Annotated in this window: 19 protein-coding genes; 8 read left to right on the top strand and 11 right to left on the bottom strand. The window is 55.8% G+C overall.

Going from position 1 to position 24,314, the window contains the following annotated elements:
* Positions 1–2 precede the first annotated feature (2 nt).
* Both OSH09_RS17070 and OSH09_RS17065 read left to right on the top strand, forming a co-directional pair.
* Positions 3–1,157, top strand: coding sequence for an iron-containing alcohol dehydrogenase (locus OSH09_RS17070; RefSeq protein ID WP_207875501.1), 1,155 nt, complete (start codon positions 3–5; stop codon positions 1,155–1,157).
* Positions 1,158–1,356: 199 nt separating this feature from the next.
* Complete coding sequence (locus tag OSH09_RS17065; protein ID WP_266121655.1) at positions 1,357–2,484, top strand: HNH endonuclease; 1,128 nt, start codon at positions 1,357–1,359, stop codon at positions 2,482–2,484.
* Between the two features lie 30 nt (positions 2,485–2,514).
* Here the strand turns inward: OSH09_RS17065 and OSH09_RS17060 are convergent, their stop codons facing one another.
* Complete coding sequence (locus OSH09_RS17060) at positions 2,515–3,219, bottom strand: RES family NAD+ phosphorylase (protein WP_266121654.1); 705 nt, start codon at positions 3,217–3,219, stop codon at positions 2,515–2,517.
* On the bottom strand, positions 3,212–3,886 hold the full coding sequence (locus OSH09_RS17055; RefSeq protein WP_207875498.1) for a hypothetical protein: 675 nt from the start codon (positions 3,884–3,886) through the stop codon (positions 3,212–3,214). The genes OSH09_RS17060 and OSH09_RS17055 overlap by 8 nt, the downstream gene beginning before the upstream one ends.
* Before the next feature lie 372 nt (positions 3,887–4,258).
* On the opposite strand from OSH09_RS17055, the gene OSH09_RS17050 reads away from it, so the two are divergent.
* Positions 4,259–6,010 (top strand): DUF4153 domain-containing protein, encoded by a 1,752-nt coding sequence (locus OSH09_RS17050; protein ID WP_266121653.1) that lies wholly within the window; start codon positions 4,259–4,261, stop codon positions 6,008–6,010.
* Between the two features lie 43 nt (positions 6,011–6,053).
* Here the strand turns inward: OSH09_RS17050 and OSH09_RS17045 are convergent, their stop codons facing one another.
* The 8 genes from OSH09_RS17045 to OSH09_RS17010 form a co-directional block, all read right to left on the bottom strand.
* Positions 6,054–6,959, bottom strand: coding sequence for an alpha/beta hydrolase (locus OSH09_RS17045; protein ID WP_266121652.1), 906 nt, complete (start codon positions 6,957–6,959; stop codon positions 6,054–6,056).
* Between the two features lie 110 nt (positions 6,960–7,069).
* Positions 7,070–7,984 carry a formate dehydrogenase accessory protein FdhE gene (gene fdhE, locus OSH09_RS17040; RefSeq protein ID WP_266121651.1) on the bottom strand — a complete coding sequence of 305 codons (915 nt, stop codon included), beginning with the start codon at positions 7,982–7,984 and terminating at the stop codon, positions 7,070–7,072.
* A complete protein-coding gene (locus tag OSH09_RS17035) occupies positions 7,981–8,634 on the bottom strand; it encodes a formate dehydrogenase subunit gamma (protein WP_266121650.1) in 654 nt (217 codons plus the stop codon). The genes fdhE and OSH09_RS17035 overlap by 4 nt, the downstream gene beginning before the upstream one ends.
* Complete coding sequence (fdxH, locus tag OSH09_RS17030; protein WP_266121649.1) at positions 8,618–9,538, bottom strand: formate dehydrogenase subunit beta; 921 nt, start codon at positions 9,536–9,538, stop codon at positions 8,618–8,620. The genes OSH09_RS17035 and fdxH overlap by 17 nt, the downstream gene beginning before the upstream one ends.
* Positions 9,535–12,627: a formate dehydrogenase-N subunit alpha gene (fdnG, locus tag OSH09_RS17025; protein ID WP_266121648.1), complete on the bottom strand. Its 3,093-nt coding sequence runs from the start codon at positions 12,625–12,627 to the stop codon at positions 9,535–9,537. Before fdnG ends, fdxH begins: the two co-directional genes overlap by 4 nt.
* 133 nt (positions 12,628–12,760) lie before the next feature.
* Entirely contained in the window at positions 12,761–13,666 is a 906-nt protein-coding gene (locus OSH09_RS17020) for a catalase (RefSeq protein WP_266121647.1), read from the bottom strand.
* A gap of 10 nt (positions 13,667–13,676) precedes the next feature.
* Positions 13,677–15,170 (bottom strand): aldehyde dehydrogenase family protein, encoded by a 1,494-nt coding sequence (locus OSH09_RS17015; RefSeq protein ID WP_266121646.1) that lies wholly within the window; start codon positions 15,168–15,170, stop codon positions 13,677–13,679.
* Between the two features lie 305 nt (positions 15,171–15,475).
* On the bottom strand, positions 15,476–17,044 hold the full coding sequence (locus OSH09_RS17010) for a GMC family oxidoreductase (RefSeq protein ID WP_266121645.1): 1,569 nt from the start codon (positions 17,042–17,044) through the stop codon (positions 15,476–15,478).
* A gap of 73 nt (positions 17,045–17,117) precedes the next feature.
* On the opposite strand from OSH09_RS17010, the gene OSH09_RS17005 reads away from it, so the two are divergent.
* The 4 genes from OSH09_RS17005 (at position 17,118) to fauA (ending at position 22,914) form a co-directional block, all read left to right on the top strand.
* Complete coding sequence (locus OSH09_RS17005) at positions 17,118–18,101, top strand: LysR family transcriptional regulator (RefSeq protein ID WP_266121644.1); 984 nt, start codon at positions 17,118–17,120, stop codon at positions 18,099–18,101.
* A 213-nt stretch (positions 18,102–18,314) separates the two neighbouring features.
* Positions 18,315–19,259, top strand: coding sequence for a helix-turn-helix transcriptional regulator (locus tag OSH09_RS17000; RefSeq protein WP_266121643.1), 945 nt, complete (start codon positions 18,315–18,317; stop codon positions 19,257–19,259).
* A 101-nt stretch (positions 19,260–19,360) separates the two neighbouring features.
* The gene (locus OSH09_RS16995) at positions 19,361–20,602 is read left to right on the top strand and encodes a multidrug effflux MFS transporter (RefSeq protein ID WP_266121642.1); all 1,242 of its coding nucleotides are present in this window, start codon (positions 19,361–19,363) and stop codon (positions 20,600–20,602) included.
* Positions 20,603–20,718: 116 nt separating this feature from the next.
* Positions 20,719–22,914 (top strand): TonB-dependent alcaligin siderophore receptor FauA, encoded by a 2,196-nt coding sequence (gene fauA, locus OSH09_RS16990; RefSeq protein ID WP_323178771.1) that lies wholly within the window; start codon positions 20,719–20,721, stop codon positions 22,912–22,914.
* Between the two features lie 139 nt (positions 22,915–23,053).
* Here fauA and OSH09_RS16985 read toward each other — a convergent pair whose 3' ends face one another.
* Complete coding sequence (locus OSH09_RS16985; RefSeq protein WP_207875493.1) at positions 23,054–23,578, bottom strand: DinB family protein; 525 nt, start codon at positions 23,576–23,578, stop codon at positions 23,054–23,056.
* Positions 23,579–23,752: 174 nt separating this feature from the next.
* On the opposite strand from OSH09_RS16985, the gene OSH09_RS16980 reads away from it, so the two are divergent.
* Positions 23,753–24,268 carry a MarR family winged helix-turn-helix transcriptional regulator gene (locus OSH09_RS16980; RefSeq protein ID WP_266121641.1) on the top strand — a complete coding sequence of 172 codons (516 nt, stop codon included), beginning with the start codon at positions 23,753–23,755 and terminating at the stop codon, positions 24,266–24,268.
* The last annotated feature ends 46 nt before the right edge of the window (positions 24,269–24,314 follow it).

The following is a 24,314-nucleotide window of genomic DNA, read 5'->3' as shown; positions in this document are numbered from 1 at the left end:
CCATGTCGGCATTCGAGTTCAGAACCACCCCCGCTATTTATGTTGAAAGCGGAGCCGCTGCCCGGCTCGGTCAGATCCTGCGCAAGCGTTTCTCGCAAGAGCGCGTTTGTCTGGTAACCGACCGATTCCTGCACGAAAGCGGCTTGCTGGATCCTGCCCTGGCTGATCTGAAAGCCAACGGCTGGAGCGTGCAAGTGATTGACGATGTTATTGCCGATCCTCCAGAGCACATTGTTTTGCAGGCAACCGAGCGCGCTCGCCAGGCCAAGACGGAAATCGTCGTCGGCCTGGGAGGCGGTTCATCCATGGACGTGGCCAAACTGCTGGCCGTCCTGCTGGCGTCCGACCAGCCCCTGCAAGAGATGTACGGCATTGATAATGTGCGCGGCTCGCGCCTGCCCTTGGTGCAGATCCCGACCACGGCGGGAACAGGCTCGGAAGTGACGCCTATTTCCATCGTGACCACCGGCGAAACCACCAAATCCGGCGTGGTGGCTCCCGAGCTGTACGCAGATCTGGCCATTCTGGACTCCGAACTGACATTGGGCCTGCCTCCCCGTATTACGGCGGCGACCGGTATCGACGCCATGGTGCACGCCATCGAGGCCTACACCAGCCGTGTCCTGAAAAATCCGCTTTCGGACAACCTGGCCAAACAAGCCTTGCGTCTGATTGGCGGCAAGCTGGTGCACGTTTGTCGTAACGGCAAGGATGCTGCAGCACGTCAGGACATCCTGCTGGGTGCGACCTTGGCTGGCCAGGCATTTGCGAACGCCCCCGTGGGTGCCGTACACGCCCTGGCTTACCCGATCGGCGGTATTTTTCACGTGCCACATGGCTTGTCGAACTCGCTGGTTCTGCCACATGTGCTGCGTTTCAACGCTCCGGCTGCAGCCCCGTTGTATGCCGAACTGGCTGAAGTGCTGATCCCCGGCATCCAGGGTGATGAGGCCTCCAAGACCGAAGCCTTCATCAACTTCATGGAACAGATCGCCATTGATACCGGCATCGAGCGCCAACTGCGCGAAGTCGGCATCAAGGAAAGCGACCTGCGCCGTATGGCCCAGGAAGCCATGAAACAAACCCGTCTGCTGGGTAACAACCCCCGCGACGTGACCGAAGACGACGCCTTCGCTATTTACAGCGCCGCATTCTGATAGACCGCTAAACAGCGGAAACCTTTTGCCTGAGTCTGGTGCTGTGCCGGCTCAGGTTTTTTTTCGCCCAATTTTAGGTCTTTAGCTTATATGCCTCGAATGTTACATTTTTCATTGTTGAGGTCTGAGCTTTTGCTTGATGCTGTATCTGCATCAGCGTAGTCATGATGCGTAAGTGTATAAAAAAGGGGGAGGAGGAGTGTCTACAGCTTGGAGTGATGAAGAGCTAGCAGCGTCAGTACAGAGCTATCAAAAAATGCTAGATAACGATCGTGACGGTATTCGCTACGTTAAGACGGAGATCTATAAAGAATTGGCGCGGAGGTTTGGCCGTACTGCGAAAGCCTATGAGTACCGTATGACCAATATTTCGGCTGTACGCCGAGAACTAGGCTTACCGTGGGTTGCAGGACTGCTCCCTTTGGGAAATGTAGGGTCTGAAGTGCGTTCCAGACTGATCACCCTGATAACAGGAGAGCCTCCTACTAAGGCTCAATCAGTGGTTGGCGCTAAAGAAAGTCCGTACTGGCAAAAAGCTTTGCAAGCCGTAGTAGAGCTAGGTGGAAGCGCTAGCCGGAAAGAAGTGGGAAGCTGGATTATTGAGCACGATAGCGACTACAACACAAAGAATCTATCAGATTTGTACATGATGTCCGTTAACTCTAAAGCGCGGACAGGCTATGAACGGAACAAGAACCCTCGTAGAACAGACGAGGGTTACGCTTGTGATTGCCTGTTTATGCTAGGGGGAGGGCGATTTGAGCTGTATGAGCCTGAAAAACATGGGGTCTGGGAAATTTATCGGGACCCAGCTTCAGGCAGTCGGCTTGGTGTGTCAGTCCGTAAGGTAAGTAGTTTGGTTGACGAAGCCTTGAGGGAAGCCGAGTCAGAGGTGACAAAGACTTCCTATTTCGATCCTACAGATAGTAGTGATGCCAGAAAAAAAGTAATGACTGAGATCGTTCGTCGACGAGGGCAGCCCGCTTTTCGTCGAGCATTGATGAGTGCGTATGAGGGGTGCTGTGCTATTACGGGATGTACCTTATCCGCCGTATTAGAAGCGGCCCATATTTATCCCTATGAAGGGGAGCACACGAACGTGGTGTCTAACGGCCTTTTATTACGTGCCGATATCCATACGCTATTTGATCTTGGTTTGATCGTGATTGATTCCCAGAGTATGACGGTACAGATATCCGTAGAGTTGCAGGGTACTGAATACGAGGCTTTACAGGGGAAGCCGTTGCGCCAAACGAAAAATGACTTTGATCAAGCGAGTGCGCAATCTTTAGACTGGCATCGCAGTCAATTTGCTAAGGCGAGTTAGCGGCCAGCCCATCGACTGTTGGAGCCGGGCTTACATATTGTCTGCAACAATCAAGACCCCAATCCGTTCAGCTAGATCTAGCACGGCATCATAGGTAGCTGGATCTTCGCTCAACTTGTGTGATGGGCCTTGGGGCTTTAATCCGCTTTTGGTAATACGGTCCCCAAACAGCATCACAGCCCGCGCGGAATCATCTTGCCGAGACACCCAACATAAGCCTTGGGCTTGGGGGCATTGTTGATAAATAGCAGCCGCCCATAAGCGCGTGGCGGGGTACTGATCTTTTTCTGTATCGATTAGCTGTTTGCGTGTCACACCCAACTTCCGCAAGGAGACGCTGGCCAGATCGACCAAAATCAAGGGGACATTGATTTGCACCATGGAGTGCACCTGGGCTAGCAGCTTCTTCTTGTCATAGCTTTTAAAGCCTGCGGCATGCGGGACGTCATGAAAGATGGTTTCCATCATGGCGCAGTCACGGCTGGTGCCACCGTACAAGGTGGGGATGGCTTTGCCTTTGTTGTCCTGAATCGGACTGAAGCGCGCATTGCCTTGCGTACCGGGATTGAACTGGGCAGCCGAGTATTTATCTTGATGGACACGATGCAGCAACTGCCCTTTGGGCCACTCCATCAACGTCAGCCGTAGCTCACTACCTGGTACGGGAATGCCGAACGTCCCTTGCTCTGGAGCAGGCTTACCGTCCATCACTATTGACGAGGCTGGATTAGCCATGAGCCACGGCTTGAACTTCGTCTTGAGCCGCGGCAATGACTTTCTCCGGGGCTGAGATCAACAAGTCTTGAGGGCGTTTTCCACCCAGAAAGCTATTGTTGGACATGAACCAGTAGGCCATGCCCCAGCTATCTTTATGCCCGGCCAGAATCTCCAGAACCTGAGCCAAAGGCTTGGCTGGACGGAAGCTGGTAGCTGGGTCCAGACCATAGCCGGGAAAGTAATCCGCACCACCATGATTAATGGCAAAAATCTGCCCCTGCTTCTTCCATTTATTAGGCTGGGCGCTAGGGTTGCGGGTACTTAAGCCCGCCAATTGCGCGACATCAGCAGCACTAAGCCAATCCCCACTTTCCAGCACAGCCGTGCGGGCTTGAACCAGCATAGCGGCTTCTTTCAGCAAGCGAGGAGAGGGTGGTGTACGTGGCACAAGAACTTCAGCCAGACGCTCCAGCGACTCCTTGTCTTGACGCTCCTGTAAAACCTCGAACATGGACGAGGCCACATTGGTGAAGTTCTCTGCCAAGGCCTTGAAAGCGGCAGGTTTGATGTGATCAAACGCCAGTACCAAAACTTGTTCGGCCTTAGACCGTCCTAAACTTGCCTTAACCTCTTTGGGCGTACCCACCAAGGTCGAGACACTGGGACTACTTACCAGGACGCTCATGGATATACTCCTTAAGGGTTATTTTGAATTATTAATAATATCATAACCCTGATAACCCAGATCTAGACCTGCTAGCGGTTAGCTCTCATGCGCAAAGTCGGCTGTGAAGCGCGGTGATGGCACTAGTTTTTTCTGTGACTACACCAAATCAGAGTTTGATCGCCGACTTTTAAGTCTGAGTATGGTCTTTCTGTGAGCCTAACTTCTGCTTACAAGAGCAGTCCTACCCAGTACTGAGGGAGGCGCTCCACCGTACTAAACTAGCCGGGTTCCGCAGGGCATCACATGGGTTATCACCCTATGTCCTGACGCCGTCAGCAATGGTGTTCCTCCCTATGCTGTCCTTGTTGAATCGACTGCCTTTTTCTCACCATGATTGCGATCTCATTTTCTTCCTTACAAAACCGGCGGACGCTGACCTTGTGTCTGGCCGGGGCCTTGCTGGGCCTGCTTGAATGGGTGGCCTTCAGTAATTTGATGGTGGCGCCTGCGTCCCGCGAGCATATTTGGGTGTCCTTGCTGTTGGCAGTGGGAATTTTTGGGGTGGCGTCCTTCTCTTTGCTGATGCATGTGTCTGCGCGCAAAGCCTTGCTGGCCTCTCTGGGACTGGGCGTTGTTAGCGCTGTGCTGATTCTGGAAGGGCAAGGTGGGTATGCGGAGGTTGAGCTCTTTTGGCGCGCACCGCAGATGTGGGTGGCCATAGGCTTGTTGTCGACCATTACCTTGCCGTTCTTAGCGCTTGTCGTGGAGCGGCGTCAGGACTGGAATAAATATCAACGTCTATTTGATGTGAGCTGGTCCATGGTGTGCTCCTGGGCGGTGGCGCTGTTCTTCTGCGGCCTGGCCTGGGGCGTGTTGATGGCTTGCCATCTTCTGCTCAGTTTTGTCGGTATTACGCTTTTGGAGGATGTGCTGCTGGAGCCTACCGTTGCGGCGGTGGTGTCTGGTGCTTTGGTGGGGGCAGGTCTGGCGGTTGCCTCGGACTCGGAGGGTGGCTATTTGTCACCGATATTGTTGCTGAAGTTGCTGCGTTTGCTGACCCCCTTCTTGCTGGTGGTGATGGTGGTGTTCATTGTGGCTTTGCCCTGGCGTACCGGTGAAGGTTTGCCACTGTCGGCATTGTGTGTGGCGGCGGTATTGGGCGCGTCGACTCTGGTGTCTTCGGTGGTGGCGGATGACGATGTGAATGCCAGTCCAACGCCATTGCTGCGTGCTTCGGCCCGCTTGCTGGGTTTTGTGATGCCTGTGTTGGCGGCCGTCGCTGTGTGGGCAATCTGGGCACGGGTTGATCAATATGGCTGGACCCCGATTCGTGTCTTGGCAATGACGGCTGCTTTGGTGGCGGCTGGCTATGGTTTGAGCTACTTCTGGGCGGCCTGCCACGCCAGGAACTGGATGGCAAGAGTACGCCGTTCCAATATTGGCATGGCCTTGGTGTTGATTGTTCTGGCGGTCGTCTGGTTGACCCGGATCTGGTCTCCCGAGGCGGTGTCCGTAGACTCCCAGGTGGCACGGCTGGAAGCCGGTACTCTTGCGCCGGATGATTTTCCGGACACAGAGATGAGAATGTACTGGGGCAAGCCAGGGCAGGAGGCGGTGCGCCATCTGGTGGAGCGGGACATGTTGGTCGACAAGTCTCAGGAAACGGAGGAGGCTGTTGACCCTGGCCAGGAGCTGGAGGTCTGGAACATCGGTGAGGACAAGGCGCGGCAGATGTTGATGAGCTCTTTACCCAGTTCTCCTGCAGATCATCCTTTGCGTCAGTCTTTTATCGAAACCTATCCAGGCTGGGACATCGCCTATCTGGCCAAGGCGTGCGAGACCCGGACGCCCGCTGAGCACGCTGGTTGCTTGCTGGTTTTTGCGGATTTGTTGCCAGGCGAAGCAGGAGAGGAAGCGATTGTTCTGTCGGTCAACAATCCCATGAATATTGGTGCTGTGTTTGTGCAGACGGCTGAGGGGGGATGGGACAAGGCGACAGCTTTTACGCCTGGTTTGTCTCTGGATAATATGGGCGCCGTTATTGATGGCATTTACGCCAAGGGGGCGGTGATTGAACCCGCACCTTTCAATGTGTTGAAGTTGCCCGATGGCGGCTTTGTGGGGGTGGGCCAGCGCCCTTGAGAAAAGAGCGCTGATTCTGTTCAGTGGTGATGCCTTACGGGCATCACGGCTGGGCAGCGATGCGTAACGCCGGTTTCAAGGACGCGGCCAGCATCTGCCCATGGTTTAGTTCGCTAAAGTTCTCGTAGCTGACATTCAGCCCCGCATCCTGCAAATGTTTGGCCAAATCCTGCGTGGACCATTGAGCCGCTGCATTGCTCATGGACGTATTGCGACGTTGTCCACCCACCATGATGGCGATTTGCTTGTCTTTTGCCCGTGTCGTATCAAAAGCCTGAGCTGTCTTGACCAGAATGCCATCGTGCCACCACAAGGAAGGATCGCCAGCGACGTAGCGCTGGTACAGGTCCGGGTGGGTGAAGAGAGTATGCAAGGTGAACAGACCGCCGTACGAGTGACCCCACAGCGTTTGGCGGGAGCGATCAATAGGCTCACGCTCTTCCACGGCGGGCTTGATGTGCGTTTCTATATAGTCCAGAAAAATATCTGCGCCACCTCCTAGACGACCCCGTACTTCTACAGGCTTGCTGACGCCGTTTTCCGTAACGGGAGGCGTGTAGTCGAAGGAGCGGGCAATTACATCGTGACGAGCTTCAGTGTCATAGCCAATCGCTACCAATACTGGGGCAGACAGGGCACTGATGGCTTTCAGGTCGTCCACGTCAATACTGGCCATGGCGGCATTGCCATCCACCATGTAAATCACCGGATGGCCGCGTGCGGGCGCAGGCCGGTTCGGCGTACCTATCTGTACTTTGTAATGACGTTTGCCGTCTTCCGAGGCCATGATCAAGGTTTCAAAGCGGTAAAGGCTTTGTTGCTGGTCCACGATGGTCGGGCCCGCTGTTTCGTTCCAGGGGCGTTGGCTTTGTTGAGCTTGAACGGGAAGTGTGAAGGCCAGGCAGAGCGTGGCAGCACTGAGCAGAAAGCGGGGCAGGGAAGTTTTCATCAAGGTCAGATCACAGAAGGCTAAACAGGAATCATTCTTGATTATAGGGCCGCTTGCGACTTGGCAAACAAATACCCGGATCAGCATTCAGCAAATCCGGGCTTTTTTTTCTATAAGGCCTGATCAGGCAGTGCAAAGGGGTTCAAGCCTGTGCGGCCATAGCCTTCTTCAGTGGCGGCATCATCCAGTATCAGCGTAGCCAAATCGTCAGCGACGCTTTCCGCATTGGGTTCGCGTTCTTGAGAGATGACTTTCAGATAGCTATGGCAATGCCCGCAGCTTTCTGCACGCACCACGGCTTCGGTCGTGTCGAAGCTCAGGTAATCCAGGTCGCCTGCATCGGCACAGTTGGTGCACTTGGCGCGAACCATATGCCATTCGCATTCACACAAGGAGCAATGCAGATAGCGCAGGCCTTGGCGGGCGCCTTTGTGAATCAGGCTGGCGACCGGAGCACTGCCGCAAACCGGGCAACTGGCAGACTCTTCATCATTTGTCGCAGGCAGAGGCACTGCTCGCGCCGTCAAGGCGACTTCCAGCGACAAGGCGGCCCACAGGAAAGGAGCCAATGCCTGGGACACGGCGTCAAACTGGTTTTGTGCCAGCGCCAAACCGGCATCCAGACGAGCCTGGGCGCTCATGGCACGCAGGGCATCCAGATGAGGGGTGATGGCAGGCGAAGCGTCTGGAGCAAGCTGGCTCAGCAGCACATCCAGATGGGCCAGCCAGGCACCTTGACGAGCGATCTCTACAGGATCAACGGCCACTGCATCGGAACGGTTTTCAGGCGAAACTGCTGCCTGAGCCTGAGCCTGAGCCTGAGCCTGAGCCTGAGCCTGAGCCTGAGCCTGAGCCACATCCGCCGCCAAACGCAGATAGGCCTCCAGCTCATGCCCTTGAGCCAGCTCACGCAATCGGGATGCGCGGGCGGTGTAGAGCTCATGCAGTTCAGGCCGCAAGATGGGGTCGAAATGTCGAGTAGATTCTTCCGACGGAACCGAGCGACGGACAGGAACTTCGTTCATGCTTTGCCTTCCTTCGCGTCTTTTTGGGTGGCTTGCAGCTCTTCATGCCAGCGGTCATGGTGATGACGTATCCAGGCTTTGGAGACATAGCCCGTCACCATGCCGGTGATGGAGCCACGCACCCAGATAGCCAGATAGATATGGCCCAGAATCAGTAGAATCAAGCCAATTCCGGCGACCGAGTGAATCAGGATAGCCAGGCGCAGGACGGGGATAGAAAAGAATTCCGCAAAGTAGGCACGCCACATGATCAGGCCCGATACCAGCAGCGTGACGATGGACAGCATGATCAGCCAGAACAGCACCTTCTGACCGGCATTGTATTTACCGATTTTCAAAGGCTGTTTGGTGTTGTTCAGGACCACACCTTTGACGTTGCGAAACCAGATCAGGTCTGTTTTGGCGGGCAGGTTGTATTTCACAAAGCGCACGAACATATAGCAAAGCCCGGTGAAGACCGCGATACCCAGAAAGGGATGCAGCACTCGGGCTAGTTGTGGCGTGCCCAGAAAGGAACTCAACCAGGAAAAGGATGGGTAGAACCAGGACAGCCCCGATGTTGCCGCCAGAAAAAAGCACAGCACTACTGCCCAATGACACAGGCGTTCGGGGAATTTGGTGCGCAGAACCAGATTACTTTTCTTGGCCATGATCGCCTCCTTCAACGGCCTTGGTTTCCGTGTCGCTGTGATCCTCGTCTTCGTCGACGCTATTGGGTCCCACTCCGATGAAGTGGGCAGCCATACCGGCTAGCGCCACTGCACCGGCGATGGCCGCCGCAGGTTTGAGCACGTCTTTCCAGCCACCGACCACAGAGCTGATTTGTGGCTCTTTGGGCAAACCGGCATAGCGCTGGGGGTCGTCTGCATGTTGCAGCACATACATGACGTGGGTGCCGCCTACGCCTTGAGGATCGTAGAGACCGGCGTTTTCATATCCGCGCTCGTTCAGATCCTCAATGCGGCTTAGGGCCAGATCTTTCATTTCCTGCTTGGAACCAAAGGCAATTGCACCGGTTGGGCAGGTTTTGGCGCAGGCAGGTGCCTGGCCTACCGTGACGCGGTCCGAGCACAGCGTACATTTGTAGGCTTTATTGTCTTTCTTGGAAATGCGCGGCACGTCGAAAGGGCAGCCTGCCACGCAGTAACCGCAGCCCACACACAGGTCGGACTGGAAATCCACAATGCCATTGGCATATTGAACAATTGCGCCGGGAACCGGGCAGGCTTTCAGGCAACCCGGGTCTTCGCAGTGCATGCAGCCATCCTTGCGGATCAGCCACTCCAGCTTGCCTGCTTCGTCCTCGTGTTCTGTAAAACGCATCAAGGTCCAGCTATCGGGGCTCAGGTCGCTGGGGTTGTCGTAGACACCGACGTTTTCCTCAACCTGGCCGCGCAAGTCGTTCCACTCATTGCAGGCAACCTGACAGGCTTTGCAGCCGATGCAGATGGACACGTCAATCAGCTTGGCGACTTCCATCTGGTGGTCACGTACCTGCGGCGCGGGCGTGACGGAGTTGGTGGCCGAACGGCGCACTATGTTTTGCGAATTCATGCCGTGGCTCCCTTCATTTTCTCGACATTGACCAGGAAGGCCTTGAACTCCGGTGTTTGCGTATTAGCGTCGCCTACGCCGGGGGCCAGGGTATTGGCCAGAAAGCCCTTGCGGGTTTCACCTTCAAAGCCCCAGTGGCAGGGGATACCAATTTGCTGCACTTCCTGACCGGCAACGGTCAGGGTGCGCATGCGCTTGGTCACCACAGCCTTGGCGGTGATGTAGCCGCGTTTGGTGGTGACTTTGACGGTATCGCCGTGACGGATGTCTTTTTCTGCCGCCAGTTGTTCGCCAATCTCCACGAACTGTTCAGGCTGCAACATGGCATTCAGGTATGAGTGCTTGGTCCAGTGTCGGAACAACTCGGTAATGGAGTAGGTGGTGGCCACATAAGGGTAGTCATGACGGTTGCCCATACGTTCGGCATCGTTGGAGAGAATCCGCGCCGTTGGGTTATGTGTCACTTTTTCGTGCAGCGGGTTCTTCGCAATCGGGCTTTCTACCGGCTCGTAATGCTCGGGGAAGGGACCATCATTAATGCCTTTTTCCGAGAACAAACGGCCCAGCCCTTCGGGCAGCATGATGAAGGGTGCGGCAGGACTGCCGGGTGGCAAGTTGGCCGGGAAGTCCGGTACATCCGCCCCGGTCCACTGTTTGCCATCCCAATGCAGGATTTGACGCTGCGGGTCCCAGGGATTACCCATTTCATCCATGGACGCACGGTTGTACAGAATGCGTCGGTTGGCAGGCCAGGCCCAGGCCCAGCCGGGGGTGTTGCCCAAGCCGGTATCGGTATTGTCCCGATTGGCCATCTGGTTGCCCTTGTCTGTCCAGGAACCCGCAAAGACCCAGCAATAGCTTTGGGTGGTGCCGTCATCACGCAATTGTGCGAAGTTATCCAGCAACTGGCCTTTGCGCAGAATCTGCTTGCCGTTCTCGTCGAAAACGTCAGCCAGCGCATAGCCATTAGCCTCTTTGGCCACTTCTTCCGGATGCGGGAAATGCGGGTCGTGATAGGTGTCGGCGTCCCAGGTCATGCTCAATACTTGCTCGGGACAGGCACCGCCTTCTTCTTCGTACAGACGACGCAGTTCCATCATGATTTCGCCCAAAATATTGGGGTCATGACGAGCAATACCTGGAGGTTCTTGTCCAGCGTAGTGCCACTGCAACCAACGGCCCGAGTTCACGATGGAACCGTCTTCTTCCGCAAAACAGTTGGACGGCAGACGGAACACTTCCGTCATGATTTCTTCGGTCTTGACGTCGTTGAACTGGCCTTCATTGCGCCAGAAGTTCGAGGTCTCGGTGACCAGCGGGTCCACAATGACCAGGAACTTCAGCTTGGACAAGGCCTTGGAGGTCTTGTTCTTGTCCGGCATCGCGGCCAGCGGGTTAAAGCCCTGCGCAAAGTAACCGTTCACCTTGCCTTCATACATCATGTCGAAGTAGGCCAGCATGTCGTAGCTGCGGTCCCACTTGGGCAGCATGTCAAAGGCAAAGTCGTTGTCTGGTGTAGCGTGCTTGCCGTACAGATTCTTCAGCAAAGAGATGAAGAACTTTGGAGTGTGCTTCCAGTAATTGACTTGTCCGGGCAGCACATCTTTGGGCGTGGTTTCGCTTAGATATTGCGCCAGAGTCTGTTGGCTGTCCGAGGGCAAGTTCATATAGCCTGGCACACGCAAGGACAGCAGGCCCAGGTCGGTATAGCCCTGAATATTGGAGTGGCCGCGCAAGGCGTTCACGCCGCCGCCCGCCATGCCGATATTGCCCAGCAAAAGCTGGATCATGGCTGCGCCACGAATAATCTGTGCACCACCCGTGTGGTGGGTCCAACCCAGCGCATAGAGCCAGGTTAGGGTTTTGTTCTTGGCCGAACAGGAGCCGATGATTTCGGCAATTTGCAGGAAGTCTGCCTGTTTGACGCCGGTAATGTTTTCTACAACTTCGGGTGTGTAGCGATCCACGTGCGCTTTCAATAACTGCAGCACGGAGCGCGGATGCGTCATGCTCATGTCGCGCATCACTTCGCCGCTCTCGTCCAGGGCATAGGTCCAGGACGATTTGTCGTACACCTTGGTCTGCGGGTTAAAGCCGGAGAACACGCCTTCGTCAAAGGTGAAGTCGTCACGCACAATCAGGCTGGCGTTGGTGTAGGAGCGCACGTAGTCGTGCTGAATCTTGTCGTTTTCCAGCAGCCAGCGCACCATGCCCATCAAGAAGGCGGTGTCGGAACCGGCGCGGATGGGCGAGAAAATGTCAGCGACGGCGGCGGTACGGTTAAAGCGTGGGTCAACCACAATGACCTTGGCCTTGTTTTTGACCTTGGCCTCGATCACCCATTTGAAGCCCACGGGGTGTGCTTCAGCCGGGTTGCCGCCCATCACGATCACCACGTTGGCGTTCTTGATGTCTACCCAGTGATTGGTCATGGCACCGCGCCCAAAGCTGGGCGCCAAGGCCGACACGGTGGGGGCGTGACAGAGCCGCGCCTGACAGTCGATGCCCAGCATCCCCAAGGCACGGGTGAATTTGAAATCCAGCAGACCGGTTTCGTTGGAGGCGGCGGAAGAGGCCAGAAAGCCCGAGGACAGCCAGCGGTTTACCACTTGGCCTTTCTCGTTCTTGGCAATGAAGTTGGCGTCGCGGTCATCTTTCAGCAGGCGCGCAATACGTTTGGTCGCCTCGTCCCAACTGATCTTGACCCATTCCTTGGAGCCGGGTGCACGGTACTCAGGGTGCAGCAGCCGGTTTTTGGAATGGATCATATCCAGCAGACCAGCGCCTTTCGGACAGAGCGAACCACGGCTGACCGGGTGATCCGGGTCGCCTTCAATGTGAAAGATGCGGGGTTTCGCATTCTTGGAGCCATCGCCCATCGAGTACATGAGGATCCCGCATCCGACTGAACAGTACGTACAGTTGTTGCGAGTCTCTTTAGCACGCAGGAGCTTGTAGGGCCGGACAGCAGCAGGAACTTGAGCGGCGGCTGTCGATAGTCCCATCGCGGTAGCTGACAGCGACGCTGCCCCAGCACCAAGAATTTTGAGAAATTGACGCCGACCAAAACTTGGCACGGTGTTGTTCATGAAGGATTCTTCTTGCAAAAAAGGTGTTGGCAAAAGGATCACTTATTGCCGGGCCGGATTATAGCAGCATGTGTATAAGGGGATTTTGCTGTGCTGATATTGCCGTTTCACCGCTGCTCAGCTTGTCTTTCTGTCAGTCCTTGATAGGCGCACCGCAGCGTCGTGCAGCCGCTATTCGATAGGCTTGCATGCGTGCTTCGATCATTGGGTCCCCGGCAAACGCCATACCGGAAGGCAGGATAGAGGGATCGAACACGAGAGACCGCTGAGACGGTTGGTCCGATGCTGTTCTTTGGAGGAAGAGGTGGCCTAGAACGATAGAGTCGTTTTTATCAGGCCAGGTCGCTGTCAGGTCGTCTGCCTGAACCTCGGCGGGTACAGGTGTAAAAACGAGCGCAATCTCCACTGGCTGTGAGGCCATTTGACGCTGCAGGCTCTCGTCGAGGTAGTCTGGGCCACTGTCCGGTGTTTGAGTACAGTCAGAATGATGACGGGTCACAATGAGCCGTCCAATTTGTGATGCCCCATCTGGGGACGTCAATCGGTAAGGGTGAAGCATGTGATAGTCCAAGGCCGTGAAGCTGGACGGGCGGGGGCCCTGGCGCATTGCCCCGAAGCGTTGCGCAGCAGGGTTTGCTTTTAGATGTGTGTTCATCCCCTCTGGCTGTTCACCTGCGTTCTTCAGTGCTTTGAGAAAGGCCAGGAAGGTTTCAGGGTCACGTGCGGGAAATCCTTCGATGGAATGCCCGACAAGAACCAAGGGCTCTTGCTCACCGATCTTTAGCGCGAGCCCGCGTGGCTCTGCCTGTGCATGGTCTTGGGCTAGGCCAGGGTCAGCCCCGGAGCTGGAAAAGCGGACAAGTAGCGCATGGTCTAGTCCATTGAATATCGAGGCGGTGGATATCTTGGAGGCTGCGGGTGTGGCCCTGAAATACCCCTCGACCAGCAGGCCTCGTGCGTGATTGACCCGGCAACCGGGTGGAACGGATGCGCCGGCATAGAGCGCGTCAATCAGTTCTTTGGCAATGTGTTTCGACATGGCAAATCCTTTAGTTTTGGCTGATTCCAGGCTTCAGGGCGATGTGCTTGTACGCCTGAAAGTCTTCCAATGCCGCAAGGCCATTCAAACGCCCGAGGCCGGACTGCTTGAACCCGCCTTCCTCCGTGCTGTCGTACACCTTCGCCCAATCATTGATCCACACGGAGCCTGCGTCAATGGCCTGTGCGACCCGCAAGGAGCGATCAAGATCGCGGGTCCAGATGCTGGCGGCCAGACCATATTCGTTATCGTTGGCTAATTGAATGGCTTCGGCTTCATTTGAAAAGCGCTGGATCGTCAGCACCGGGCCAAATGTCTCTTCCTGAATGATGGCAAGACGGTTATCGGATACCTCCAGCAGCACGGGGCGAAAGAATGCGCCGCTTGCCAATGGGCCCGTCGTTACGGCGCCGCCGCGCTCTATAGCTTTGGCACCTGCCGCGATTGCCTGCCTGACGGCCTGCTCGATGCGTTCAACATTCGCGCGGTCAATCAACGGTCCCATATCACTGCTCGGATCGGCGGCCGGGCCAACCTTGACCTTGCGCAGCCGCTCGGCCAGACCGTCGCGAACTGCCTCATACACGCCATCTTGCACCAGCAGACGAGATCCAGTCATGCAGAACTGCCCGCTAAAGATGGTTAATGCCTTTTCCAGTACGGGTAAGGCGGCAGCGACGTCCGCGTCGTTGAAGACAATCATCGGCGTCTTGCCACCGAGCTCCATCCCAAACCGCTTCAGGCGTTTAGCGCCGCTGCTACTGATCGCTCGCCCCGTCCGGGTCGATCCTGTGAAACTCACCACTGGCACGTCCGGTGTGTCCACCAGATAGGCAGAGCCTTCCGGGCCGCTCTCAAAAAACAGATTGATTACACCTCTTGGAAGATCCTTGGCTTCTGAAATGACCTTGGCCATGATGCTGGCTGTTTGCGCGACTTGGGCCGGTAGCTTGATAACTGCGGTGCATCCGGCGGCAAGGGCTGGGGCCAGGGACCGGATGGTCAATACTACCGGTGAGTTCCAGGGGGCGATGACCGCCGCGACTCCGATCGGCTGGCGCAGAATCATGGAAATGCTGCCGGGCTTGGGCGTGAGTGCACGTCCGCCTTCAACAAGTGCAGTGGCAGCGGAGTAGCGTAGTTTGCTCGGAATCATGTCAAGTTCGAATCCGGCCTCTGCTTTGATTTTGCCGTTTTCAAGTGAGAGGATTTCCAGAAGCTTGTCGCGATTGCGCTCGAATGCGCAGGCCAGTTGTTGCAGAACTCGGGCGCGCAGTTCATGATCGTGTGCCCAAAGAGTTTCTCGAAAAGCGTGTTTAGCGGCAATGACCGCCGCCTTTGCCGCTTCCAAACCATTATCAGGATAGTGGCCGATCACTTGGTAGTTTGCCGGATTGATCGAGGTCTTTCGCGTGCCCTCGGAGTGCCAGTCGCCATTAATCCAGTTGAATGCCTCGCGGGGGTTCGAGTTGTTCTCAGTCTTGGTCATAATTTTGATCTCCATGAGAAATTGCTTGGCCTTTGCAGGTGGAGCGCGCACGGGTACGCGTCTCGCCTGCGTTTACTTCTGCGGCGGTGGGGGCGTTTCCTTTGCTCGCGCTATTGAAGTAAGGGCAGCCCTGACAAGCGGCTCAGTGATATTGGTGACGACCGGCACAATAAGCACCGTCGTACCGAGTACCCGAAGTGGTAGCGGCCAGTCCTGTAGCAGGTCTCCTACCAGAGACAGTACAGCTAGCACACTGGGGTACACGGCGGCCCAGACTACGATCGTCTTTTTCAGACGCCCGAGCAGGCAGTCCCGGAGCGTCATCCTTTGATCCAGTCGCTGACACGCTCAGCCAACATGATTACGGTGGGATTGGTCGCGACAGACGGCACATCGGGAAAGCTGGATGCATCGGCGACTCGCAACTTGCCAATGCCTAGCACACGTCCTTGGTAGTCTGTCACTGCGTTTGGATCGTTATCGCCACCCATTGGAGCCGTTGAGGTGGGATGGTGGTAAATGTCCAGTGCTGTCGGTAGTGCCGCTTCCAGAGCAGCAGGCTCTACAACGGTTGCTCCGGGAACGAGTTCTTCTGTGATGATCTCGGAAAGCGGGCCCTGGCTTGTCAGACGGCGGATCATCTTGATGCCTTCAACCATCAACTCCCGATCCTCGGCCTCGCCCAGAATGTTCAGGTCAATAATGGGCGCTGTCTCGGGATTGCGGTCCCGTAGTGTCAGCTTGCCTGTGGACCGTGGGCGGGTCAGTGCCAGCGCCAACATGAAGATGGCGCCGGTAGGGGAGTCCGCCGGATCCCCGTAGTGCACTGCACTGACGTGAAAGTCTCCATCGCCAGGAAGGCTCTTGGAGGACCGAGCCCATAGAATTGCCCCGACGGGTGGGGTGGGCAATCCCAGCCGCTCGGGATGAGCTGCCCAGACGGTAAAGAAGAAGGGGTGCTCCTGCAGGCGCTGGCCGACCGGAAGATCGGCCGCCACAGGGATGCCCAATGCTTGGAGGTCGGCTGCAGGACCGATGCCGGAGCGCAGTAGGATGGCCGCCGAGCCATAGGCACCGGCTGACAGCACGATTTCGCCACCGGAGATGCGTTTGCCGTCAGCAAGGATGACGGCTTGCGCCAGGTCGTTCTCGATTTCGACACGATCGACCAGCGTCTCGCTGAGAATAGTCAGGTTCGGACGAGCCCGAACGGCCGCTGATAAGTACGTCATGCCTGTGTTCAGTCGCTCTCCCATGCGGTTGTTCATGGGATAGGGGCCGACACCGAACGGTGAGTCGCCGTTGAAGTCCTTGACCCGCGCGAAGCCGGCCATTTCTGCGGACTTGATGAAGGCGGATTGCATGTCGGAGATTTCGTCGTCTTGCAGTTGATGGATGGGTTCGGGGCCAGTGCGGCCTCGACATTCATCTGAACCGGAGACGGTTCGCTCGCTGGCCTGGAAGAATGGGAGTACATCGGTGGCAGTCCAGTGTGGCAGGCCAGCCTTCGTCCAGCGCTTGAAATCAGCAGCGGGCGCGCGCATCCATACGCCCGCATTCACTGCGGAAGAGCCGCCCAGCACCTTGCCGCGCGGTACCGGGAAAGACTTCCCGCCCCAGCCAGGTTCCGAGGTGAAGCCCCAGCCGTGCTCTGTATCACCGCCGATAATGGTTTGCAAACGGACTGAGTCCGGGTAACGGTGGGGTTCATAGGCCTTACCAGCTTCGATTAACAGGACACGGCGTGAGGCATCCTCGCTGAGGCGGCTGGCCAGCACTGCGCCTGCAGCCCCCCCGCCGACCACGATGATGTCGAAGTCATACCCGGCGCTTGCCGAGCCGGATGCGTCTGTGTTGTCCGAATTCATAGGCTGAGTTTTGCTATTCATGAAGAGCTCCAGTGTGGGCGCTACAAGTGAAATGGAAGTTCAAACCAACAGACGAGCTATACGTTGGCACATCATGTTTTCCATCATTCACCGAGATCGCCGTTTACAGAAGAGGGGTGGCAGTCGTATGATTCGCGACAATATGTCTGGAATCTTCTCGATCGAATCGCTCAGCGGCCTGGTGGCCTTTTCCGTGACTGTAGAGTCCGGCAGTTTTGCCGCAGCCGGACGAAAGCTGGGTCTGTCGGCCTCTGCGGCGGGCAAGGCGGTTGAAAGACTGGAGCTCAGGCTGGGCGTACGACTACTGAACCGTACGACCCGTTCTCTGGCTTTGACTGGAGAGGGCGAAGTCCTTTATCGGTACGTTTCCAGAGTTTTGAAAGATCTCCAGGAGGCAGAGCGGGAGCTGCAACTTTTTCAGAGCACACCTCGTGGCCGAATAAAAATAAGTGTGCCCACTGTCTTGGGGCGCAAGATTATTCTCCCGGCCTTGCGGGACTTTCAGCTCAGCTTTCCGGAAGTGACTATTGACCTCAGTCTGGACGATCGCCAGGTTGATGTGATTGAGGAAGGCTATGACCTTGTATTGCGCCTCGGGGAGCTGGAGAACTCCGGTCTCCAAGCACGATCCTTGGGGCCGCATACCTTCATAACGTGCGCCTCGCCCGAGTATCTGGCGCAACACGGAGTGCCCCGGTCACCGTCCGATCTGCATGATCACTGCTGCATTCACTACCGTTTCCCCACAAGCGGAAGGCCTGAGAATTGGGCGTTCAAGGGCACTCCACCGGCCAAGCCCCTCAAGCCGACCATTGTCTTGAACGATGGCGAAGCCTTGGCTTCTGCGGCACTTGGTGGTCTGGGTATCGTTCAGGCACCGAGCTATCTGGTCAAAGCCGATGTTGCGGCTGGACGGCTTCAGCCAGTGCTCGCTGACTATACGGATGACCGCGGTAGCATATGGCTGCTTTGGCCCTTGCGTAGTGCGCAAACCCCTCGGGTCAGATCGTTTATCGATTTCATGGCTGAGCGGATTCCGCAGCAACTATTGGATTGAAGACCTGATCCTTGCCGAGCCGTAGTTATTTCAATCGGTTGAGCTGGCTCAAAGTGAGGTCGAGTACATGGATAGGCGGGAATTTCTGCTTTGAAAGTAGTCGTTCAATTAAGAATGCATGCTATTCTCATTTTCTGTCTTTCTACTGTTATTCACGCTATAGCCTCGAACCTTGTATACGCTTGGCAAGGTTGGCTTCCCGTCTACACTCCCATGATCAGATTCACGGTATCGGACTTTGACCGACTCGGCAGTCAGGCGGGTTTTCACTATCGTTTGCCTCATTACGCAGGTCCGGATCGGGGCAGGGAAGAACTTTGCATTGCGCAAGGGCGCGTGCAGGAACATGAGGTCCGGCCCGGTATCAAGCTCGTGCTCTCGGATATCGTGACGCACCATCATTACGAGTCCAGTTCCATCAGTGCCCCGCATTTCTCCGCCATTGTGATGTTGCAAGGTCGAGCACAGACCCAGCTAGCCAGTCAGGCCTCGCTAAGTCTGGTCGCGCAAAGCGGCATCAGCATCGCACACAGCGACGCTGTAAGCATGACGGGCATTCACCCGGCGGGGCAGCGACTGCGCAGCATCAATATCTCTTTGAGTTCTCCTGAAGGTGTGGGGGACTCGCGGCTGGCCGAGACCTTGTCCAAACTGATGGGACCTTCCGGGCTGCGCATGCAGCAATGGACGGTGCCGCCACATCTGCTCAAGACCCTGGAGCATTTGATCGACAGCCCTTGGCAGGGAGCCACGCACGATTTGCTGCTGGAAGGCGTCAGCCTGCAAGTGCTGGCGCATGCTCTGGATGGACTGACTCAAAAGCCGGTCAAAGAATCACCGGCGATGGCCCGTGATCGACAGTTGCTGGAACGGGTGCGGGAGCGTTTGTATAACGCACCGGGGGAAGACCATACCTTGGCGGATCTGGCCAAGCTGGCCTGCATGAGTCCCAGCACCTTGCGGGTGAAGTTTCAGGCCATGTACCAATGCTCAGTTTTTGGCTGGCTGCGGGAGCGTCGTCTGGAACTGGCGCGCGATTATCTGGCGCAAGGCTGGAGCGTGCAGCAGGCGGCTCACTTTGTGGGCTATCGCCACGCCACCAACTTTGCGACGGCCTTTCGTGAACGCTACGGGATTTCGCCCAGCGAACTGAATTGAAGCGGCGGGGCGGCCAGCTCTGTCATTGCTCAAAGCTCTTTAGGCATTTGCCATTACCCAGTCCGGCTTGCATCGTCCATCCTGAAAGAGACCTCCCCTTTATGGGGCGTTTTTTTCTTGTTTCAGACCGAGCTGTGTTGCCTTCTTCGCTTCCCCCGTATCCCTTGATGGTGCTGATTCTGGGCCTGCTGGCCTGCGTTGCACCTGCCACGATTGACGCCTATTTACCTGCTTTCAGCGCCCTGGAGCGCGAGTTTCAGGTGCCGCCAGAAAGCGTGCAGCAGACCCTGGGGGTGTATATGTCTGCCTATGCGGCCATGTTGCTGCTGCATGGCACCTTGTCGGATGCTTGGGGCCGCAAGCCTGTGATTCTGGCGTCCTTGCTGGTGTATATCACCGGCTCGGTGATGGCGGCTTTGGCACCCAGCATGGATTGGCTCCTGGTTGCTCGCGTACTGCAAGGCTTGTCGGCCGGAGCGGGTTTGGTGATCGGTCAGGCCATGGTGCGGGATTGCTATCAAGGCGAACAGGCGCAACGCACCTTGTCTTATATCGTTGTGGTCTTTAATGTGTCGCCCGCTCTGGCCCCGATTGTGGGCGGCCAGTTGATTGCGCATGTGGGCTGGCGCTCCGTGTTCTGGATGCTGGCCGTTCTGGCAGCGGCGGCTTGCTATTTGTGTATGCGTTGCTTGCCTGAAACCTTGCCCAGCAGCAAGCGTCAGCCCTTGGTCTGGCGTCAATTGCGTAGCGATATTGCGCAATTGCTGGGTGATGTTTCCTTCATGGGCATGAGCCTGGCTTTAAGTCTGCTGGTCGGAGCTCAGGCTTTTTTGATTGGTGCCGCTCCGGATTTCATTTCCCGTACCCTGAATCTTCCCGAAACCGCCTTTGCCGTGCTGTTTGTGCCCTTGGTGATTGGGGCCATGCTGGGAGCCTTGGCGTCTGCCCATCTTGTGCTGCATTGGGGGGATATCAAGATTATTCGTCGAGCCTATGGCCTGATGCTGAGCAGTTGCGCAGCTTATACCTGGTATCTGGCCAGCGCTGCGCACCCTGCCTTGCCTTGGGCAGTGTTGTTGCCTGCTTTCTTTACCGCAGGTCTGGCCATGCTGATGCCGGTGGTGACCATGCGGATCCTGGCTCAAGTGCCAAGCCGGGCCGGGTTGGCGGCGTCCTTATTAGGTTTTTGCCAGATGACCACATTTTCTGTTGTCAGTGGCTGGCTGGTGCCGTGGGTTTATGGGCAGCCCTTGCGCATGTCTGCTGCCATGCTGACCTGCGTAGTGCTTAGTGCAATTAGCTGGTTTTGGCTGCAACAAGGCGCTGATCGACGCCCAGCATAGGAAGAAAGCGACAGGACTGATATTTGGAATAGGGTTTCTGCGTTTAGGGATACGCTTCGGTAAATACGGTAGATGATAATTGTTCGCATCTAAAATCTGTCCTGAGATCCACTTCCATGCTTGCTGTTTCTACCTGTTCTGCTCGTGCAAGGCTGCGCCTGCTGACTCCCCTAACTCGCTCGGCCATGTTGTTGGCAGCCGCTGGCAGCCCGGTCTGGGCGCAGGATAAAGCGGCGGATGCCCCAGCAGAACTGTCTGCCATCACCATCAAGAGCAATCGTGACCCTGGTGTGACGGAAACCGATCCTTCGTACACCACCAAGGCCATGAGCACAGCGACGGGGCTCTCCCTGTCCATCAAGGAAACTCCACAGTCCGTTAGCGTGGTCACCCGTCAGATGATGGATGACCGGGGTATGCAAACAACGGCAGACGCCTTGCAAAGCGCGCCGGGTATGTCGGTTACGCGTAGCGATACCAATCGCTATTCCTTTTCGGCTCGAGGTTTTGGTGTTGATAACTACCAGTTTGATGGCTGGACTCAGCCCGTGTTGTCACCCTGGGCCTTTGGGGAAAGCAATCTGGATCTGGCCATTTTTGATCGGGTTGAAGTGGTGCGTGGTGCTACGGGTTTGATGACCGGTGCCGGTAGTCCGTCAGCAGCCGTTAATTATGTGCGTAAACGTCCTTTGCGTGACTTTGCCGCCTCTGCCGGAGTGAATGTAGGTAGCTGGAACTTTGCTCGCGGCTATGCTGATATTTCTACCCCTATCACCAAGGATGGTCGTGTCCGCGGGCGCTTGGTCGGTGCTTATGGCAAGGCCGACAGCTATACCGATCTGCAAGATACCAAGACCCGTACCTTGTACGGCGTCATCACCGCAGACCTGATGCCAGGCATGGAACTGACAGGCGGGGTCGCTTACCAATCCAGTTCCAATAACGGCTTTGGCAGTGGCTTTCCCTTGTTCTATAGCGATGGCAGCCGTACGGATTTTGATCGCTCGGTTTCCAATAATGCCAAATGGGCGCGTGTTGAAAACGACACCACTACGGGCTTTATCGATTTAAGCCATCAGTTCACCAACGATTTGAAGCTGCGCGTCACCTATAACCAGTCGGTAACGGACGCGTCCATGAAACAAATCTTCCGGGGCGGCTATCCCGACCGTGAAACTGGCCTGGGTACATCGAACTCTTTCTCGTATTACAAGGGGGATGTGCGTCGTAAAGCCTTTAACGCATCCGTGTCAGGCCCGTTTGAATTGTTTGGTCGTGAACATGAGTTTTCCTTGGGCTGGATGCGTTCAGAAGATCGTGTCGATTTCCCTCAATATCGGGCACTGGCTCCTGTGCCGAATGCAGGTAGTTTCTACGAGCCGGGCCGTGTACCCGAGCCGAACTGGTCTAGCGACCCCAGTCAGGCAGACGATTTGGTCAGCAAGCAGTCTGGTGCGTATGCGGTAGGCCGCTTTGCCTTGATGGACAATCTGCGTTTGATGGTGGGTGGACGCATCAGTAACTGGGAAACCGATCAGACCTACTTTGGGGCCAAGCGTCAGTATCGCCACAAGGATCAGTTTGTTCCCTACGCCGGGCTGATTTACGACTTCAACGATACCTATACGGCCTACGCCAGCTACACAGAAATCTTCAAGCCACAAAACGCTCGTAATGAACAAGGCCAGATTCTGGACCCGATTACCGGCAAGAGCTACGAGCTGGGTATCAAGGCCGCCTGGCTGGATGGACGTGTGAACGGAGCCCTGTCCCTGTTCCAGACCCGCCAGGATAATCTGGCCGAGTCCACGGGCAATAACGTGATCGGTGCTCCGCCCAATACCCCCGCCTACCGCCCGGTTTCCGGGGCGAAAGTGGAGGGGATAGAGCTGGAAGTTGGGGGAGAGGTGCTGCCGGGCTGGCATCTGGCCAGCAGCTTGACGACCTTCACCGCCAAGGATGCCCAAGGCAAACCGATCAACACTAGCAAGCCGCGCACCTTGTTCAAGCTCTACACCACGTACCGCTTGTCGGGAGACTGGCAGGGGCTGACCGTAGGGGGCGGGATTGATTGGCAAAACCGCATGTACCAGAACGCCACGGGTCCAAATCGGCAGGTTCATAAAGTAGAGCAGGGCAGCTACGCCCTTGTGAATCTGATGGCACGCTATGACTTCAACAAACGCGTCTCGGCCACGCTGAATGTGAATAACCTGTTCGATAAAAAGTACTACTCGCAGATCGGCTTCTATAACCAGGGCTGGTACGGTGCGCCGCAGAACGTGATGCTGTCTTTACGGGCACAGTATTAAGGGGAGCTGATGCAAGGGGTGGGAGGGTCTAGCTGACGTACTCACCAATCCCTTCTGAATTTGTAGCCCCTGGGCCTCAAAACTTTGGTTTTTCGATTTTTTGAGGCCCAGGGGCTACATTTTTATTGGCGATTAATTTTCAAGACACCAAAGCCAACAAATCCGTCACCCCAATATCGACACCGGACTGAGACAGCAGGGTGCTGGCCTGGCCGCGGTGGTGAGTCTGGTGGTTGAAAAAGTGCGCTACCAGAAGTGCAAAGTCTTTCTGCATATTCTTGCCTGCCATATTGGTAAAGCTTAGCGTTTGGTTCAGTTGTGCCTGTGTCAGTGACCCGGCCCATTCTTCAATAATTCTATCCAAGGTACCGCGATACTGCTCCAGCTCTGGCAAGGTGTTGAAAAGCTTTTGATCCAAGGCGTTGGGTGCGGTAAAGGCAGCCATTTTTTCCCGCAATACCAAGGCATCGGGGTGCTCGGCGAAACGAAGCAACCAGGTTGTGTCACCCACTGCAATATGCGTCAGGGTTTGGAACAGCGAACCAAAAAATGCTCCTCGGTTTTGATGCAGTTCGTCAAAAGATAAACGTGCTGCTGCATCATAAACACGACGGTTCATCTGGCTGTTATACGAGGCCATCCGGATTGCTGTTTGGGGTGTCATGGGTGCTCTTATGGATTTCGTGAGGTAAGAAAGATTATTTATTCAAACATGTTGATGGAGCAAGGCGGTGATTGCGATCAACAGTATTGAGCCAGATTATTGTTTTTTTTAAGCTCTTGACCTACAAATAGGTAGTCAGCTACATTTCAGCCATGATGATTACATGGCAGTGCGATGTTTGAACTCAAGGATCTTCCTAGCTACGACACTCTGGTGACGCTGGGCGCCGAGTACAGCAACCCGGACGTGGACGGTTTGCAGACTTGGCTTGTCTGGGCTTCGGCAACCAGTGAAATGTTGTCGGCTTTTGAAGCCAATCTTGATCGCACTTCCGGCTTGTCGCAGACGCAGTTCTTTGTGCTGATTTTGCTGAAACGTAACCCGGACGGCTTGAGCATTGGCACGCTGGCTGACGGTGTCTCGGTTACGTCACAGACGATGACTCGCATTATTGATCGTATGGAAGTGGCTGGCCTCTGTGATCGGGAACAGCATCCTCAAGATCGTCGTGCCTGGTTAGTTCGTCTGACAGAGCATGGCGCCGACGTCCTGGGAAAAGCCTTGCCTGCTCATTACGTTTGGGTTGCTGAGTTAATGAGTCATTTCGACGCAAAAGAACGAGATTTGCTGATGCGTTTGATGCTCAAGCTCAATCAAGAGGGCATCTTGCCCAAAGCAAACGGCGGCTGATTGTCTGCCGTTTTTTTTTAATATATATGTAGCTTGCTGTATAACA

The sequence above is a fragment of the Alcaligenes parafaecalis genome (genome assembly GCF_026344135.1).
Classification (GTDB): Bacteria; Pseudomonadota; Gammaproteobacteria; order Burkholderiales; family Burkholderiaceae_B; genus Alcaligenes; species Alcaligenes parafaecalis.
The sequence above is the reverse complement of the archived record's forward strand: the minus strand, read 5'-3'. Positions and strand labels throughout refer to the sequence as shown.

Coding starts and splice junctions, on each gene's coding strand:
- OSH09_RS17050 (WP_266121653.1), top strand. CDS start 4,259: ATGATTGCGATCTCATTTTCTTCCTTACAAAACCGGCGGACGCTGACC.
- fauA (WP_323178771.1), top strand. CDS start 20,719: ATGCTTGCTGTTTCTACCTGTTCTGCTCGTGCAAGGCTGCGCCTGCTG.
- OSH09_RS17010 (WP_266121645.1), bottom strand. CDS start 17,044: ATGAATAGCAAAACTCAGCCTATGAATTCGGACAACACAGACGCATCC.
- fdhE (WP_266121651.1), bottom strand. CDS start 7,984: ATGAACGAAGTTCCTGTCCGTCGCTCGGTTCCGTCGGAAGAATCTACT.
- OSH09_RS17070 (WP_207875501.1), top strand. CDS start 3: ATGTCGGCATTCGAGTTCAGAACCACCCCCGCTATTTATGTTGAAAGC.
- OSH09_RS17020 (WP_266121647.1), bottom strand. CDS start 13,666: ATGTCGAAACACATTGCCAAAGAACTGATTGACGCGCTCTATGCCGGC.
- OSH09_RS17000 (WP_266121643.1), top strand. CDS start 18,315: ATGATCAGATTCACGGTATCGGACTTTGACCGACTCGGCAGTCAGGCG.
- OSH09_RS16985 (WP_207875493.1), bottom strand. CDS start 23,578: ATGACACCCCAAACAGCAATCCGGATGGCCTCGTATAACAGCCAGATG.
- fdnG (WP_266121648.1), bottom strand. CDS start 12,627: ATGAACAACACCGTGCCAAGTTTTGGTCGGCGTCAATTTCTCAAAATT.
- OSH09_RS17005 (WP_266121644.1), top strand. CDS start 17,118: ATGTTTTCCATCATTCACCGAGATCGCCGTTTACAGAAGAGGGGTGGC.
- OSH09_RS17055 (WP_207875498.1), bottom strand. CDS start 3,886: ATGAGCGTCCTGGTAAGTAGTCCCAGTGTCTCGACCTTGGTGGGTACG.
- OSH09_RS16995 (WP_266121642.1), top strand. CDS start 19,361: ATGGGGCGTTTTTTTCTTGTTTCAGACCGAGCTGTGTTGCCTTCTTCG.
- OSH09_RS17035 (WP_266121650.1), bottom strand. CDS start 8,634: ATGGCCAAGAAAAGTAATCTGGTTCTGCGCACCAAATTCCCCGAACGC.
- OSH09_RS17060 (WP_266121654.1), bottom strand. CDS start 3,219: ATGGCTAATCCAGCCTCGTCAATAGTGATGGACGGTAAGCCTGCTCCA.
- OSH09_RS17045 (WP_266121652.1), bottom strand. CDS start 6,959: ATGAAAACTTCCCTGCCCCGCTTTCTGCTCAGTGCTGCCACGCTCTGC.
- fdxH (WP_266121649.1), bottom strand. CDS start 9,538: ATGAATTCGCAAAACATAGTGCGCCGTTCGGCCACCAACTCCGTCACG.
- OSH09_RS17015 (WP_266121646.1), bottom strand. CDS start 15,170: ATGGAGATCAAAATTATGACCAAGACTGAGAACAACTCGAACCCCCGC.
- OSH09_RS16980 (WP_266121641.1), top strand. CDS start 23,753: ATGTTTGAACTCAAGGATCTTCCTAGCTACGACACTCTGGTGACGCTG.